The 15,970-nt window shown below is 62.7% G+C and carries 16 protein-coding genes; 10 read left to right on the top strand and 6 right to left on the bottom strand.

The window, feature by feature from the left end; all coding sequences use genetic code 11:
- Positions 1-26 precede the first annotated feature (26 nt).
- The gene (locus BLW80_RS26980) at positions 27-800 is read right to left on the bottom strand and encodes a M15 family metallopeptidase (RefSeq protein ID WP_244528460.1); all 774 of its coding nucleotides are present in this window, start codon (positions 798-800) and stop codon (positions 27-29) included.
- 148 nt (positions 801-948) lie between these two features.
- Here BLW80_RS26980 and BLW80_RS26975 point away from each other — a divergent pair, with 148 nt between their 5' ends.
- The 5 genes from BLW80_RS26975 to BLW80_RS26955 all read left to right on the top strand — a co-directional run bounded on the left by BLW80_RS26975 (position 949) and on the right by BLW80_RS26955 (position 5,851).
- Entirely contained in the window at positions 949-1,902 is a 954-nt protein-coding gene (locus BLW80_RS26975) for an aspartate carbamoyltransferase catalytic subunit (protein ID WP_089263769.1), read from the top strand.
- 5 nt (positions 1,903-1,907) lie between these two features.
- On the top strand, positions 1,908-3,209 hold the full coding sequence (locus tag BLW80_RS26970; protein ID WP_093761348.1) for a dihydroorotase: 1,302 nt from the start codon (positions 1,908-1,910) through the stop codon (positions 3,207-3,209).
- 58 nt (positions 3,210-3,267) lie between these two features.
- Positions 3,268-3,858 carry a glycerol-3-phosphate 1-O-acyltransferase PlsY gene (gene plsY / locus BLW80_RS26965; protein ID WP_093761346.1) on the top strand — a complete coding sequence of 197 codons (591 nt, stop codon included), beginning with the start codon at positions 3,268-3,270 and terminating at the stop codon, positions 3,856-3,858.
- A 213-nt stretch (positions 3,859-4,071) separates the two neighbouring features.
- On the top strand, positions 4,072-4,503 hold the full coding sequence (locus BLW80_RS26960; RefSeq protein WP_093761344.1) for a MerR family transcriptional regulator: 432 nt from the start codon (positions 4,072-4,074) through the stop codon (positions 4,501-4,503).
- A 151-nt stretch (positions 4,504-4,654) separates the two neighbouring features.
- Entirely contained in the window at positions 4,655-5,851 is a 1,197-nt protein-coding gene (locus BLW80_RS26955; protein ID WP_093761342.1) for a carboxymuconolactone decarboxylase family protein, read from the top strand.
- Positions 5,852-5,879: 28 nt separating this feature from the next.
- Here BLW80_RS26955 and BLW80_RS26950 read toward each other — a convergent pair whose 3' ends face one another.
- On the bottom strand, positions 5,880-6,344 hold the full coding sequence (locus tag BLW80_RS26950; protein WP_081421847.1) for a hypothetical protein: 465 nt from the start codon (positions 6,342-6,344) through the stop codon (positions 5,880-5,882).
- A 108-nt stretch (positions 6,345-6,452) separates the two neighbouring features.
- Here BLW80_RS26950 and dprA point away from each other — a divergent pair, with 108 nt between their 5' ends.
- On the top strand, positions 6,453-7,571 hold the full coding sequence (gene dprA, locus BLW80_RS26945) for a DNA-processing protein DprA (RefSeq protein ID WP_093761340.1): 1,119 nt from the start codon (positions 6,453-6,455) through the stop codon (positions 7,569-7,571).
- 4 nt (positions 7,572-7,575) lie between these two features.
- On the opposite strand, the gene BLW80_RS26940 is transcribed toward dprA, so the two are convergent.
- Entirely contained in the window at positions 7,576-7,956 is a 381-nt protein-coding gene (locus BLW80_RS26940) for a winged helix-turn-helix transcriptional regulator (protein WP_244528459.1), read from the bottom strand.
- 97 nt (positions 7,957-8,053) lie between these two features.
- Here BLW80_RS26940 and BLW80_RS26935 point away from each other — a divergent pair, with 97 nt between their 5' ends.
- The gene (locus tag BLW80_RS26935) at positions 8,054-8,662 is read left to right on the top strand and encodes an FMN-dependent NADH-azoreductase (protein ID WP_093761336.1); all 609 of its coding nucleotides are present in this window, start codon (positions 8,054-8,056) and stop codon (positions 8,660-8,662) included.
- Positions 8,663-8,733: 71 nt separating this feature from the next.
- On the opposite strand, the gene BLW80_RS30535 is transcribed toward BLW80_RS26935, so the two are convergent.
- On the bottom strand, positions 8,734-8,889 hold the full coding sequence (locus BLW80_RS30535) for a hypothetical protein (protein WP_170849816.1): 156 nt from the start codon (positions 8,887-8,889) through the stop codon (positions 8,734-8,736).
- A 149-nt stretch (positions 8,890-9,038) separates the two neighbouring features.
- Positions 9,039-9,812, bottom strand: a complete 774-nt coding sequence (locus BLW80_RS26930) for a glucose 1-dehydrogenase (protein WP_093761334.1) — start codon at positions 9,810-9,812, stop codon at positions 9,039-9,041.
- A gap of 126 nt (positions 9,813-9,938) precedes the next feature.
- On the opposite strand from BLW80_RS26930, the gene BLW80_RS26925 reads away from it, so the two are divergent.
- Entirely contained in the window at positions 9,939-10,388 is a 450-nt protein-coding gene (locus tag BLW80_RS26925; protein WP_093761332.1) for a winged helix-turn-helix transcriptional regulator, read from the top strand.
- Here the strand turns inward: BLW80_RS26925 and BLW80_RS26920 are convergent.
- Positions 10,377-10,583, bottom strand: a complete 207-nt coding sequence (locus BLW80_RS26920) for a hypothetical protein (RefSeq protein ID WP_244528458.1) — start codon at positions 10,581-10,583, stop codon at positions 10,377-10,379. The genes BLW80_RS26925 and BLW80_RS26920 overlap by 12 nt on opposite strands.
- Positions 10,584-10,815: 232 nt before the next feature.
- Here BLW80_RS26920 and topA point away from each other — a divergent pair, with 232 nt between their 5' ends.
- Complete coding sequence (gene topA, locus BLW80_RS26915) at positions 10,816-13,560, top strand: type I DNA topoisomerase (RefSeq protein WP_089263759.1); 2,745 nt, start codon at positions 10,816-10,818, stop codon at positions 13,558-13,560.
- An 11-nt stretch (positions 13,561-13,571) separates the two neighbouring features.
- Complete coding sequence (gene rnr, locus BLW80_RS26910) at positions 13,572-15,968, top strand: ribonuclease R (RefSeq protein WP_093761330.1); 2,397 nt, start codon at positions 13,572-13,574, stop codon at positions 15,966-15,968.
- The last annotated feature ends 2 nt before the right edge of the window (positions 15,969-15,970 follow it).

The following is a 15,970-nucleotide window of genomic DNA, read 5'->3' as shown; positions in this document are numbered from 1 at the left end:
GCCGGATCGACCGGGATTTCACGGTGCTATCTTGCCTGCCGTGCAATCGGGAAATCGTAGGCGCGTGCGCCTGCGCCGGGCAGCGAGAAGTGCCACCATTCCTTGGAATAATTCACGAAGCCCTGCCTGCCCATCGCCAACGTCAGGAGATCCCGCCAGCGCCGCTGCGCGGGTGAGATCGCGCGCGATCCGGTATGCGCCTTGGCATCGGAGCAATCGTAACCCGTGCCCATGTCGACACTGCCCTCGGGCACGCGCTCTGCTTCCGGCGCGATGCAGCTTGCAAAGGCCTTGTTCGGATCGAATGCGGGCGACGCAGGCGCACGCAGATCGACCAGCGTCAGATCGAGCGCCGCACCGGTGGAATGGCCGGAGCGCTCGGCGATATAGCCGAGCCTGAACAGATCGGCTTTGCTGAAGGACGGATTGTAACGCTTCTGCGCAGGTGTCTCGTTGCCATCGCGCGCCCACGCCACCATGTCGCGCGACGCCCGCGCCGGCCGATAGCAATCCAGCATTTTCAGCGACAGGTTTTGCGCTATCAACTCGCGCTGCACCTTCTGCAGCGCGAGGCCGACCGGGCGTTTCACCACGCATTCCGCGCTATCATAGCCGCTGAGCTTGCGGCCGACGAAATTGTTGACGCCGGCATAGCGGATGTCCTGCCGGATCGAGGGATCGATATCGCGCAGGAACACAAAATCATCGGGCAGGTTTTGCGCATGCGCGGGCACGGCGCCGAAGGCTAGGAACAGCCCCGCCGACACCGTCGCGACCACCTGATTTAGAGCATGTCTCATGACGGGTTCCGGAGCTCCAACCAAGGCGATTCCGCGGGAATTTGGCCTCACCATCTTTACCCTGCCGCTGGACTGACCGGGGGATAACCCGAAACCGGCCGAATCGCGCTTGCCCCGCTTTTCAACACTGCCTATAGCTTTCGTTTTAATGACCCAAGCCACGAAATCCTCTTTCGTCCTCGGACACCGGCATTTGCTGGGCATCGAGGGCCTTTCCGCCGCGGATATCACCGGCCTCCTCGACCTGTCCGAGGAATATGTCGAGCTGAACCGCCAGGTCGACAAAAAGCGCTCCTCGCTGCGCGGTCGTACCCAAATCAATCTGTTTTTTGAGAATTCGACGCGCACCCAGTCGTCGTTCGAACTGGCCGGCAAGCGGCTCGGCGCCGACGTCATGAACATGTCGGTGTCATCGTCCTCGATCAAGAAGGGCGAGACGCTGATCGACACCGCGATGACGCTGAACGCGATGCATCCGGACATTCTGGTGATGCGCCATCACGCGTCCGGCGCGGTCGAACTGCTGGCGCGCAAGGTCGACGGCTCCGTCATCAATGCCGGCGACGGCGCCCATGAACATCCGACCCAAGCCCTGCTCGATGCATTGACCATCCGTCGCAACAAGGGCCGCCTCGAAGGTCTCGTGATCGCGATCTGCGGCGACGTGCTGCATTCGCGGGTCGCGCGTTCCAACATTCTCTTGCTCAACACCATGGGCGCGCGCGTCCGCGTGGTCGCGCCCTCCACGCTGCTGCCGCCGGGCATCGAGCGCATGGGCGTCGAGGTCGCGCGCGACATGCGCGAAGGGCTCAACGGCGCCGACATCGTGATGATGCTGCGGCTGCAGCGCGAGCGCATGAACGGCTCCTTCGTGCCGTCGTCCGCCGAATACTTCCAGTATTTCGGCCTCGACCAGAAGAAGCTCGCTTACGCCAAGCCCGATGCGCTGGTGATGCATCCCGGCCCGATGAACCGCGGTGTCGAGATCGACTCCCTCGTCGCGGACGGCGCGCAGTCGCTGATCCGCGAACAGGTCGAGATGGGCGTAGCGGTCCGCATGGCCGTGCTCGAAGCGCTCGCGCGCAACCTGCCGAACGCGTGATGCCCATGCTGACAGATCGCCGCCCTATCCTCCTCGCCAATGCGCACCTGATCGATCCATCCAGCGATCTCGACGGCGTCGGTGACGTCCTGATCGCCGACGGCGTTATCCGCGATGCCCACCGTGGCATCGGCGCGGCCGGTGTGCCTGAAGGCACCGACATCATCAATTGCGTCGGCAAGGTCGTGGCCCCCGGCCTCGTCGACATGCGCGCTTTCGTCGGCGAACCCGGCGCCAGCCACCGCGAGACTTTCGCCTCCGCCAGCCGTGCAGCCGCAGCCGGCGGCATCACCACCATCATCTGCCAGCCGGACACCTCGCCGACCATCGACAATTCTGCCACCGTCGACTTCGTCCTGCGCCGCGCCCGCGACACCGCCATCGTCAACATCCATCCGATGGCCGCCCTGACCAAGGGCCTCGAAGGCCACGAGATGACCGAGATCGGGCTGCTGAAAGCGGCCGGCGCCGTCGCTTTCACAGATGCCGACAAGAGCATCACCAACGCGCAGATCATGCGCCGTGCGCTGACCTATGCGCGCGATTTCGACGCGCTGATCGTGCATTACACCGAGGATCCCGACCTCGTCGGCGAAGGCGTGATGAATGAAGGCGAGCGCGCGTCACGGCTCGGCCTGATGGGCATTCCCAATGCCGCCGAAGCCATCATGCTGGAGCGCGACATGCGCCTCGTCGCCCTCACCGGCGGGCGCTACCATGCGGCCTCACTGACCTGCATCGAATCCATCGAGATCCTAAAGCGTGCCCGCGACGCCGGCTTGCGTGTCAGCGCCTCCGCATCGATCAATCACCTGACGCTGAACGAAAACGATATCGGGCCCTATCGCTCCTATCTCAAATTGTCGCCGCCGCTCCGCACCGAAGAGAACCGCCGTGCGCTGGTCGAGGCCGTCGCGTCAGGATTGATCGACGTCATCATGTCCGATCACAATCCGCAGGACGTCGAAACCAAGCGCCTGCCATTCGCCGAAGCCGCGCCGGGCGCCATCGGCCTCGAAACAATGCTGTCGGCGGGATTGCGGCTGATCCACAATGGCGAACTCACCTTCACCCAGTTGATCCGTGCGATGTCGACACGCCCGGCCGAACTGCTCGGCCTGCCGGGCGGCACGCTGCGCCCCGGCGCTGTCGCCGACATCATCGTCATTGACGCCGACGTACCGTGGGTGCTGGATCCCGCGGACCTGAAATCGCAATGCAAGAATACACCATTCGACGAAGCCCGCTTCACGGGGCGCGTCGCACGCACTATTGTCGGCGGACGCACTGTTTACGAGCACGTCTGACGCGATAAGCGCGTCTGCGAGCACGAAAGTGCGAAGCGCGTCTTAGAATAGAGGTCCGATGATCGTTCTCTACATATTCGCTGCCGCGCTCGGTTATTTCCTCGGTTCCGTCCCGTTCGGACTGGTGCTGACCAAGCTCGCCGGCACGCAGGACATCCGCACCATCGGCTCGGGCAATATCGGCGCCACCAACGTGCTGCGCACCGGCCGCAAGGGCCTCGCAGCGGCGACGCTGCTGCTCGACGCCCTCAAGGGCACCGTCGCCGTGATCATCGCCGGCAGCGTCGGCGGTCCTGTCCCGGCCATGATCGCCGGTCTCTTCGCTTTCCTTGGGCACCTTTTCCCGGTCTGGCTCGGCTTCAAGGGCGGCAAGGGCGTCGCCGTCTATATCGGCATCATGTTCGGCCTGTACTGGCCGGCCGCCATCGTGTTCTGCCTCGCCTGGCTCGCCTGCGCTTTCACCTCGCGCTACTCGTCATTCTCGGCCCTGACCGCCAGTGCCGTCACGCCGATCTTCCTGTGGTGGGCCAAGGCGCCACAGCTCGCCGTGCTGGCCACCGTGCTGACGCTCCTGCTGTGGTTCATGCACCGCGAGAACATCAAGCGACTGCTGAACGGCACCGAAGGCAAGATCGGCGCGAAAAATTGAGTCAGGCTGCCTATGTTCGTGATCGCGAACGGTCGATATCCTTCACGACCGTGCTGCCTGCACGACCTGATCCCGATCCGGCATCACCGCTTTTGATGCCGATAACTGCATGCGAATGCCGCTTCGTCAGCTCCGAGCGAAGAAGTATTTGCTGTTGACTTAGAGCGCACTCTAACCTGTAGCAAGGTCAGCGTCGTGACGAGAAGACAGACCATGAAAATCGGAGAACTCGCAAAGCGCGCCGGCTTGTCAGCACACACGATCCGCTATTACGAGCGGATCGGGCTGCTTCCTGGCGCACCGCGCAATGCCTCCCGTCAACGCGAATATGACGCTTCCATCTTGGTGTGGATTGCCTTTCTCGGACGTCTCAGGACGACCGGGATGCCGATCCGCGACATGCTGCGATACGCTCAGCTGCGCGAGCGAGGTTCGCAAACCACGGAAGACCGCCGGCTCATCCTCGAGCAGCATCGGACCAATGTCCGTGCTCGTCTGGCCGAACTTCATGACTGCCTTGCCGTCCTCGACACCAAAATCGCCGGCTATTCCGGCTTGAACACGGTGGAGAAGGACAATGACGCTGCCACGGATCACCAGACACGGCACATCCGCGAAACGCTCGCGCGCCCCCTTAAAGGTTGAGATCAACCCGCAGGAGAACGCGGACGCCCCCGCCAGCGAGGACAGTCCGCCGGACAAAATTGCCTCCCGCCGCAACTTTCTCACAGCACTCGGCGCAGCGGGGGCTTCGTTGGCCGTTCGCGCGCAAGAAGCCAATGCAGGAACAACAGCAATGGGCAATGAGCGATTCGCACGCGGCCTCGACATACTGCGCAAGGTCGGCGGCGAGAATTTCAACGGCCCCGTCAACAGCCTGGCGGAAGTATCTGCGGATCTCGCGCGCTTCACTGTTGAGTATCCGTATGGCGACGTGCTGTCTCGCCCCGGGCTCGCGCTTCCGCTGCGACAACTTTGTACGGCGGCAATGCTGCTCGCCGATGGGAGTGCCCAGCCGCAACTGAAGTATCATATGGCGGGCTATCTCAATGTCGGCGGCGAGCCGCGCGTCCTCATCGAACTGATGTTCGTCTCCGTCGCCTTGCTCGGTTTTCCTCCGACCATCAATGCGGTCGGACTGTTGCGCAGCATTTTCGCCGAACGAAAGCTCGCTTTTGTGCCGGTCGAGCCCGCCACGGAGGATGGAACCGGACGTGCGCAGAACGGCAGCGAAGCTGCAAGCCGCCTCACCGGCGGCGACATGCAGGCATATTTCGGCGAGTTTGAAAAAGCCTCGCCCGATCTGGCGCGGCTCTCGGTCGAGTTCGCTTTCGGCGAAGCACTTTCCCGACAGGGTCTGGATTTCAAGGCCAAGGCGCTTGTGATCGTCGCCATGCTGGCGGCAGGTGGCAATCATGCAGCTGCCCTTCGCCAGCACATCCAAGGCGCACTAGCCCTAGGCATAACGCGAGACGAAGTGGTCGAACTTTTGATGCAGGTTAGCGTCTATCGCGGCTTTCCGTGCGCCTTGAATGCCTTTGCGGTTGCCAAGGAAGCCTTTGGCGACACCGCCGCAAGCCAGCCAATATCGTTCCGCCCGGCCAATGCCGAAACCCGGCAGATGCGATTGGAGCGCGGACGCGCGGCGCTCGGAAAGACCTCGGGCGCATCCGGAGATGCCGTAGTCCGAAGCTTTGACGATATCGCCCCTGACCTCGGGCGAATGATTGTCGAACACTCCTATGGCGAGATCTTTTCGCGCACGGGGATTGACGCCAGGACGCGAGAGCTAACCGCCTGCGCAGCCCTCGCCGCCGTCGGATCGAAGACCGCCGAGACACCGCTTCGCGTGCACATCAATGCCGCCCTGAATGTGGGAGCCAGCCGAGACGAAATTCTGGAGACATTGCTCAACCTAGCACCCTATAGCGGCTATCCTGCCGTCCAACAGGCGGTCCGGATCGCGGCTGAGGAATTCGGCAAACGAAGCTAGCCGCGGCCAACCCGGCGTCAGTGTCAGTTTAAAACACCCGCGCGCCCTGCTTCGCGTCGAGATCGAACTCCCAGATCTCGACACCGCGGCTGATCAGGTGACCGTTGTTCTTGATATAGTGCGAGATCAGACTCACCTTCGAATGCGGGTGAAGATGTTTGAGCACGAACAGAATCTTCCGATAGTCGCGCGGCGCCGCACCGAACAGCAGCATGGCTTCGTTCATGCCGCGGATCTTGGCGCTCGGCCGATTGCCGGACACTGTCCAAGTGTAGGACTTGCACTCCACCAGGATGCGCGGGCTGGCGCTGCCGAGATCGAAGCGCTTGTTCTTCTGTAGCCGGTGGCCGACGGGTACGACGAAATTGCGCGCAAGCTGCACGCCCTCGGAATGAAAGAAGATCTGCGCCGCTTCCTCGAACTCACGCCCAACGGCGGCGTTGCTCGATGCACCGATCCGCTGGAAGTTGTTCACGTCCCAAAGCATTGCCATCACTGAACACAAGCCATCAGGGCTCACCTCTACTCTCGCACCTTAAGTGCGAATGTCAATTGAATGCATCCTTAAGTTGATAGACACTCTCCACCGGGGGAGCATGGCTTGGACAGCATCTCACAGGGCGGCACACAGCTTACCGACGCTCAGCGGCTCGATTGGTTGCGGCTGATCCGCAGCGACAATGTGGGGCCGCGTACTTTTCGATCGCTGATCAACCATTTCGGCAGCGCACGCGCCGCGCTGGAGCGACTGCCCGATCTGGCGCGCCGCGGCGGCGCTGCCCGCGCCGGCCGGATCTGCAGCGCCGACGACGCACAGCGTGAACTCGACCTCGGACGCAAGATGGATGTCGCGCTGATCGCGCCCGGTGAGCCCGGCTACCCGCCGCGATTGGCGGGGATCGACGATGCACCGCCGCTGCTCGGCATCCGCGGCAAAGTGGATGCGCTGATGCGGCCGATGATCGCCATCGTCGGCTCGCGCAATGCGTCCGGCGCGGGACTGAAGTTCGCGGAGAGACTGGCGCGCGATCTCGGCGATGCCGGTTTCGTGATCGTGTCGGGCCTCGCACGCGGCGTTGATCAGGCCGCGCATCGCGCCAGCCTGAATGGCGGCACCGTGGCTGTGCTGGCTGGCGGTCATGACAAGATCTATCCGCCCGAACACGAGGGCCTGCTGTTCGCCCTGCTGGACAACGGCGGCGCGATTTCCGAGATGCCGCTCGGCCATGTCCCACGTGCTCGCGATTTCCCCCGTCGCAATCGCCTGATTTCGGGTGCAGCGCTCGGCGTCGTCGTGATCGAAGCGGCGCATCGCTCGGGCTCGCTGATCACGGCGCGGATGGCCGCAGAACAGGGGCGCGAAGTGTTCGCCGTGCCGGGCTCGCCGCTCGATCCCCGCGCCGCCGGCACCAACGACCTCATCAAGCAAGGCGCAGCGCTGGTGACCGAAGCCTCCGATGTGATCAATGCGGTCGCGCCGATCATGGAGCGGCCGATCGAATTGCCGAGCCGTGAACCTGACGACGTCACGTCATTCGATGAACCAGACAGCAGCGACCGCGCACGCGTGATCGCATTGCTCGGTCCAAGCCCGGTCGGCATCGACGACCTCATCCGCCTCGCCGGCGCGTCGGCCGCCACCGTCCGCATCGTGCTGCTGGAGCTCGAGCTTGCCGGACGGCTTGAGCGTCATGGCGGCGGGCTGGTGTCGATGATCTGAGGACTCAGTCCTCCGAATTGCGCCCGTCGAAGTTTTTCCGCGCCGTGTCGATATCGGGCAGATGTTGCTGCGCCCATTCGCCGAGCTTTATGACCGGATCGCTTAGGCCTCGGCCGAGATCCGTGAGTTCATAGTCCACACGCGGGGGCACGGTAGGAAACACGGTACGCGTCACCAGACCGTCGCGTTCGAGCCCGCGCAGCGTCAGGGTCAGCATCCGCTGCGAGATGCCGCCGACCATCCGTTTCAACTCGTTGAAGCGCCGTGGACCGTCGCCGAGCAGCATGATCACCAGCACGCTCCACTTGTCGCCGACCCGCGCCAGCACCGAGGCGACGCCGCGACAGTCGCTCTCCTGATGCGGAATCGCCGGCAAAGCAGGCACCTTTTTGTGCTCGGGTTTCAAAATTGTGCCTTCTTGTGCGGTTTCAGCCAGTCACTCATGTAGCGTCAGTTACAAACCTATACCATGAGGTGACCACATGAAACTGCTCCATATCGATTCCAGCGTTCTCGGCCCCCACTCCGTCAGCCGGCAGGTTTCCGCCGCCATTACCGACCGGCTGGCCAAGGCCAATCCTGGCCTTGAGACCACCTATCGCGATCTCACCACCACGCCGCTGGCGCATCTGTCCGGCTCCCATCTCGCCGTCGCGCAGGGCGCAGCGCCCGATGCGGCGCTTCAGCCCGATCTCGCCGCCGGTAGTGCCGTGCTGGAGGAGTTTCTTGCTGCCGATATCGTGGTGATCGGCGCACCAATGTACAACTTCACCATTCCGAGCCAGCTCAAGGCGTGGATTGATCGCATCCTCGTCGCCGGCAAGACGTTCAAATACGGCGACCAGGGTGCCGAAGGCCTCGCGGGCAGCAAGCGCGTCATCGTCGCCATTTCACGCGGCGGCTTCTACGGCGCGGACATGCCGACGGCTGCCGGCGAACATCTCGAAACCTATCTGCGCTGGGTGTTCGGCTTCATCGGCGTCACCAATCTCGAATTCATCGCCGCCGACGGCATCATGATGGGACCGGAGCTACGCGAGAAAGCCGTTGCCGGTGCCTTGCAGGCAGCGACGGATCTGCACGCAGCTTAACCCAACACTCCCATAGCGAGCTTGAACCGGCCTGCCGGTTCAAGCGGCCTTGCTCGTCGGGAAGCGAGACCTCAGAACCACTCACCCGGCACATATTTATCGAGCAACAAAACGCTCAACGAGATCAACAGGCCGATTGCGCTAAACAGTGCGACCGTAGCGAGTGGGTGACTTTCGGTACGTGCAGAAATGACCGCAGGTTCGGAGATGCGCGCGACTTTGGTCATGTGGCCTCCTGTGCGTCGCTCCAGCCCGCTTCAAATGTCTGACCGGCAGCCGCAATGGTTCAGCGCATCCAAACATTATCTTCAAGAGATACCGACGTACCTCGAACGCGTTCGAGAACGCCGGCACTCTTGCACTGTTTGATCAGCGATCAGCCACGAAACGCCGGCGCGCCGGCTGGCGATGACGTGACGCCGCCATCGACAAAGATCTCCGCCCCCTGCACGTTCGATGAATCGTCGGATGCCAGAAACAGCACCGTCTTGGCGACCTCTTCAGGCTTGCCGAAGCGGCCGAGCGGAATGGTCTGCGAAATCCTGGCCTCCAGCGCTACCTTGGCTTCCGGCGTCGGCGCGGTGCGATCCCAGATCGGTGTCGTCGTGCCACCGGGCGAGACCACGTTTACGCGGATATTGCGCGGCGACAGCTCGGACGCCATCACGCGGGCCATCGCGCGCACGCCGGCCTTGCTCGCGGCATAGGCTGCATAGCCGGGATTTCCGAGCACGGAGATCACCGAACCGTTGAGAATGATAGACGCGCCATCGTTGAGATGCGCGACGGCTGCCTGCACGGTGAAGAATACCGCGGTGATGTTGGTCTTCAAGACGGACTCGAACACATCGAGCGCAGTGCCGCCCACCGGCGTATGCGCGCTGATGCCTGCATTGGCGAATACGATGTCGAGCTTGCCGAATTTCTCGACAGCTTTGGCCACGGCATTCTCGGTGGCAGCAATGTCAGTCGCATCAGCAACGATGCCGATCGCATTCGGGCCGAGTTCAGCCACCGCCGCGTCGAGCCTCGCCTTGTCGCGACCGGTGATGGCCACCTTGGCGCCCTCAGCGACGAAGAGCTTCGCCGTGGTCAGTCCAATACCGCTATTGCCGCCCGTGATGAGCGCCGTCTTGTTCGCCAAACGCATGGTGATCTCCTGATGATCAAGTGGTTGCTTTTTAAAACCACATGGACATTTAGAGTGGATGGTTTCATAATGCAACCAGATGTCCGCTAATCACTGCATTTCTTTTTCCCGCCGCTGGAAAGTCGCATGGCCAAACGCACCAGTCTCAAGGACTCCACCTGCCCGGTCGCCCGATCCATGGAGGTGATCGGCGACTGCTGGACGATGATGATCATCCGCGATGCCATGCTGGGCGCGCGGCGCTTCGGCGAATTCCAGAAGAGTCTCGGACTGGCGAAGAACATTCTCGCCGTCAGGCTGAAAGCCCTCGTGGAGGACGGCATCCTGAAACTGGAGCCGGCAGCCGACGGCAGCGCATATCAGGACTATGTCCTGACCCCGAAAGGCCAGGCGGTTCATCCAATCATGGTGGCGCTGCGCCAGTGGGGCGAGGATTATGCGTTCAAGCCCGGCGAACCGACGACCATCATGGTCGATCGCAAGAGTGGCAAGCAGATCAAGAAGCTGGAACTGCATGCGGCCGACGGCAGGCTGCTCGGCTATGGCGACACCACGATTGTGCCCTCAACTGCCTGAGGGCTTGCGCAGTCCTTGCAGCCGCAGGATCTCCTCGGTTTCGAGATGCGCCATGTCGAGCAGGTAAGCGAGCATGTCGTGGCGATGGCGGCGCGCCATCCGCGACAGATCGCGGACCGCACTCTTTATATAAAGAGCCGCCTCCTCGGGCCCGCCATCGCCCTGCGCCTGATCGTCCGGAATGGGCGGTGTCATAGGCATTCCCTACCCGGGCAGTCCGGGCGAAATCAGCACCAAAGAAGCATCAAATCATACCCCTAATGGTTGTATTTTACAACCCTTGGTAAGTTATTGGGAACCAACAGACGCGGCCATCAACAACTCACGATTTGACACGGGACCCCTTCGCACCCATGTTCGCCGCGAAACGGCTGGCGCGACTCTCGCAGACCCAAGCCGGATTCCCCCTGTAAGTTATTGGAATCACATGAATCTCGTCATTGTCGAGTCGCCTTCAAAGGCCAAGACGATCAACAAGTATCTGGGCAAGGACTATGAGGTCCTGGCGTCGTTCGGCCATGTCCGCGACCTCCCGGCCAAGAACGGATCGGTCGATCCCGATGCCAATTTCCAGATGATCTGGGAAATCGACCCCAAGGCCGCCAGCCGACTGAACGACATCGCCAAGGCCGTCAAAGGCGCCGACAAGCTCATTCTCGCGACCGACCCTGATCGCGAAGGCGAAGCGATCTCCTGGCACGTGCTCGAAGTCCTCAAGCAGAAGCGCGCGCTGAAGGACCAGAAAATCGAACGCGTGGTGTTCAACGCGATCACCAAGCAGGCCGTCACCGACGCGATGAAGAACCCGCGCGAGATCGATGGCGCACTGGTCGACGCCTATATGGCGCGCCGTGCACTCGATTATCTGGTGGGCTTTACGCTTTCTCCTGTGCTGTGGCGCAAGCTGCCCGGCGCCCGCTCCGCGGGCCGCGTGCAATCGGTCGCGCTGCGCCTGGTCTGCGACCGCGAGCAGGAAATCGAGAAGTTCATCCCGCGCGAATACTGGTCGCTGGTGACCACGCTGGCGACGCCGCGCGGCGAGAGTTTCGAAGCCCGCTTGGTCGGCGCTGACGGCAAGAAGATCCAGCGTCTTGATATCGGCACCGGTGCGGAAGCCGAAGACTTCAAGAAGGCCATCGAAGCCGCCAACTTCACGGTCTCCACCGTCGATGCCAAGCCCGCACGCCGCAATCCGCAGGCGCCGTTCACGACCTCCACGCTGCAGCAGGAAGCCAGCCGCAAGCTCGGCTTCGCGCCGGCGCACACCATGCGCATCGCGCAGCGTCTGTATGAAGGCATCGACATCGGCGGCGAGACCACCGGTCTCATCACCTATATGCGAACCGACGGCGTGCAGATCGACCCCTCCGCCATCACGCAGGCTCGCTCCGTCATCGGCGAAGACTACGGCAAGCAGTATGTGCCGGACGCCGCGCGGCAATATACGAGCAAGGCCAAGAACGCGCAGGAAGCGCACGAAGCGATCCGTCCGACCGATATGTCGCGTCGCCCGGCGAGCCTGCGCGGCCGTCTCGATAGCGATCAGTCGCGGCTTTATGAATTGATCTGGATGCGCACCATCGCCAGCCAGATGGAATCCGCCGAGATGGAGCGCACCACCGTCGATATCGCTGCCAAGGCAGGATCGCGCCTGCTCGAATTGCGCGCCACCGGTCAGGTCGTGAAGTTCGATGGTTTCCTTGCCGTCTATCAGGAAGGCAAGGACGACGACGCCGAGGATGAAGATTCACGCCGCCTGCCCGCCATGAGCGAGGGTGAAGCGCTGAAGAAAGAAAACCTCGCGGTTACCCAGCATTTCACCGAACCGCCGCCGCGCTTCTCGGAAGCCTCGCTGGTCAAGCGCATGGAAGAGCTCGGCATCGGCCGCCCCTCGACCTATGCATCGATCCTGCAGGTGCTGAAGGATCGCGGTTACGTTCGTCTCGAAAAGAAGCGCCTGTACGGCGAGGACAAGGGCCGCGTCGTCGTCGCCTTCCTCGAAAACTTCTTCGCCAAATATGTGGAATACGATTTCACCGCGGCGCTGGAAGAGAATCTCGACAGGATCTCCAACAACGAGATTTCCTGGCAGCAGGTGCTCAAGGATTTCTGGACCGACTTCATCGGCGCCGTGAACGAGATCAAGGATCTGCGCGTGGCGCAGGTGCTCGACGCGCTCGACGAGATGCTCGGCCCGCACATCTACGCCCCGCGCGAAGATGGCGGCGATCCGCGCCAGTGCCCGACCTGCGGCACCGGTCGTCTCAATCTGAAGGCCGGCAAGTTCGGCGCCTTCGTCGGCTGCACGAATTATCCGGAATGCCGCTACACGCGTCCGCTCGCCGCCGATAGCGGCGCCAACGCCGATCGCGTGCTCGGCCCCGATCCGGTGTCAGGTCTCGAAGTCGCGGTGAAGGCCGGACGTTTCGGGCCCTACATCCAGCTCGGCGACGCCAAGGATTACGAAGAAGGCGAGAAGCCGAAGCGCGCCGGCATTCCGAAGAACACGTCGCCCAGCGATGTCGAACTCGATCTGGCACTCAAGCTCCTGTCGCTGCCGCGCGAGATCGGCAAGCATCCGGAGACCGGCGAGCCGATCACCGCAGGCCTCGGCCGCTTCGGGCCATTCGTGAAGCATGAGAAGACCTATGCCAGCCTCGAAGCCGGCGACGAGGTGTTTGATATCGGCCTCAACCGCGCGGTCACGCTGATCGCCGAGAAGATCGCCAAGGGGCCATCAGGCCGCCGCTTCGGCGCCGATCCCGGCAAGCCGCTCGGCGACCATCCGACCCTCGGCGGCGTCGCCGTGAAGGGCGGGCGTTACGGCGCCTATGTCACCGCGGGCGGCGTCAATGCAACGATCCCGAGCGACAAGACGCAGGAGACGATCACGCTCGAAGAGGCCATCGCGCTGATCGACGAGCGTGTGGCCAAGGGCGGCATCAAGCCGAAGCGCGGCGCCAAGAAAGCACCGGCGAAGAAGGCCGTCGCCAAGAAGGCCGACGCGGCCGAGAAGAAGCCGGCGGCCAAGAAGGCCGTTGCGAAGAAAGCCGCGGCAAAGCCAAAGGCTGAAACGGCTGCCGCCAGCAAGGCGCGCGCGCCGGTGAAGGCGAAGACATCGCCTGCCAAGAAGAAGGCCGCGAAAACGGTCGCAAAGAAAAGCGCTGGCTAGAACGGATAATTGTGAACAAGAAACGTGACAGCAGCTTTCCAACCAGGGATGCCATCGTCGCGTTCGTTCGCGCGTATCCCGGCAAGATCGGCACCCGCGAGATCGCGCGTGAATTCGGACTGAAGAACGCCGCCCGTGTCGAGCTCAAGCGCATGCTGCGCGAACTCGCCGACGAAGGCGCCATCGCCAAGAAAGGCCGCAGCGTGCGCGAGCCCGCAGCGCTGCCATCGACAGTGCTGGTCGACATCACCTCCAGGGATGCCGATGGCGAGTTGATCGCCACGCCCGTCGAATGGGACGAGGCAGACGGCACGGTGCCAAAAATTCGCATTCACACGCCACGCCGTCCCCTGCCCGGCACCGCGGCAGGTGTTGGTGACCGCGCATTGTTGCGCATCGAGAAGATCGAGAACGATGGCGAGTTAGCCAGCTATCAGGGCCGCGTCGTGCGGGTGCTCGAAGGTGCCCGCACGCGCCTGCTCGGCATCTATCGCGCGCTGCCGAATGGCGGCGGACGATTGATCCCGGTCGACAAGAAGCAGGCCGGGCGCGAACTCAACATCGCGGCATCCGATGCCAACGGCGCCGAGGACGGCGATCTCGTCAGCGTCGATCTCATTCGCACCCGTGGCTATGGCCTCGGCTCCGGCAAGGTGAAGGAACGGCTCGGTTCACTCTCCTCCGAGAAGGCGGTCAGCCTGATCGCGATCCATTCCCACGATATCCCGCAGGCGTTCTCCCGCGATGCGCTGAAGGAAGCGGAAGCCGCGCAGCCTGCGACATTGCAGGGGCGTGAAGACTGGCGCGACGTGCCGCTGGTCACCATCGATCCGCCGGACGCCAAGGATCATGACGACGCCGTTTACGCGGAGCTCGATTCCGATCCGAACAATACAGGCGGATACATTGTCAGCGTCGCGATCGCCGATGTCGCTTTCTATGTGCGCCCCGGCTCTGCGCTGGATCGCGATGCGCTGATCCGCGGCAACTCCGTCTACTTCCCCGATCGCGTCGTACCGATGCTGCCGGAGCGCATCTCCAACGACCTGTGTTCGCTGGTGCCGGGCGAACCGCGCGGCGCCCTTGCGGTGCGCATGGTGATCGGTGTCGATGGCCGCAAGAAGTCACACACGTTCCATCGCATCCTGATGCGCTCGGCGGCCAAGCTGAATTACGCACAGGCGCAAGCCGCCATCGATGGCCATCCCGACGATACTACCGGCCCGCTGCTCGAACCGATCCTGAAGCCGCTCTATGCGGCCTATGCGCAGGTCAAGCTCGCGCGCGACGAACGCGATCCGCTCGATCTCGACATCCCAGAGCGAAAAATCCTGCTGAAGAAGGACGGCACCGTCGATCGCGTCATCGTACCGGAGCGGCTCGACGCGCATAAGCTCATCGAAGAGTTCATGATCCTGGCCAACGTCGCCGCAGCCGAAACGCTTGAAAAGAAGGCTCTGCCGCTTATCTATCGGGTACATGATGAGCCTTCGGTGGAGAAGGTTCACAACCTGCAGGAATTCCTCAAGACCCTCGACATGCCGTTCGCCAAAGCGGGCGCATTGCGGCCATCGGTATTCAACCGGGTGCTGTCACAGGTCAAAGGTCAGGATTCCGAACCGCTGGTGAATGAAGTGGTTTTGCGCTCGCAAGCCCAGGCGGAATATGCCGCCGAGAATTACGGACATTTCGGTCTGAACCTGCGCCGCTACGCGCATTTTACCTCACCTATCAGGCGATACGCAGATCTGATCGTGCATCGCGCATTGATCCGTGCGCTCGGGCTCGGCGAAGGCGCGCTACCCGAGACCGAAACCGTGGAAACGCTGAGCGAAATCTCGGCGCAGATTTCGGCCACCGAACGCCGGGCCATGAAGGCCGAGCGCGAGACGTCCGACCGGCTGATTGCGCACTTTTTGGCCGACAAGATCGGCGCTACCTTCCGCGGCCGGATCTCCGGTGTCACCAGGGCTGGACTCTTTGTCCGATTGACCGAGACCGGCGCCGATGGCCTGATCCCGATCCGCACGTTGGGCACCGAATACTTCAACTATGACGAAGCTCGCCACGCCCTCGTCGGTACACGCAGTGGTGCCATGCATCGGTTGGGTGACGTCGTCGATGTCCGTCTGGTCGAGGCAGCCCCCGTTGCAGGTGCCTTGCGGTTCGAAATGCTCTCCGAGGGCAATACCGCCCCACGGAACCGCCGACGCGAACATGCCCGCAGCAATGACGCTGCAGACCGGCCGCGTCATCCGGGTGCCAAGCCTTCTGGTGCGACGAAGTTCAAATCGTCGAAGAAGCTCAAGGCGCCCAAGAAGGCCAAACCCGGTCGCAACGCGCGGCAGGCGGCCAAAGCTGACAAGGCTCGCGCCGGTGGTAACCCCGGCAAGCCGAAAAAGGGGTAACG

It is taken from the genome of Tardiphaga sp. OK245, from assembly GCF_900108575.1.
Lineage (GTDB): Bacteria > Pseudomonadota > Alphaproteobacteria > Rhizobiales > Xanthobacteraceae > Tardiphaga > Tardiphaga robiniae.
This window is presented reverse-complemented; position numbering and strand designations above follow the sequence as displayed.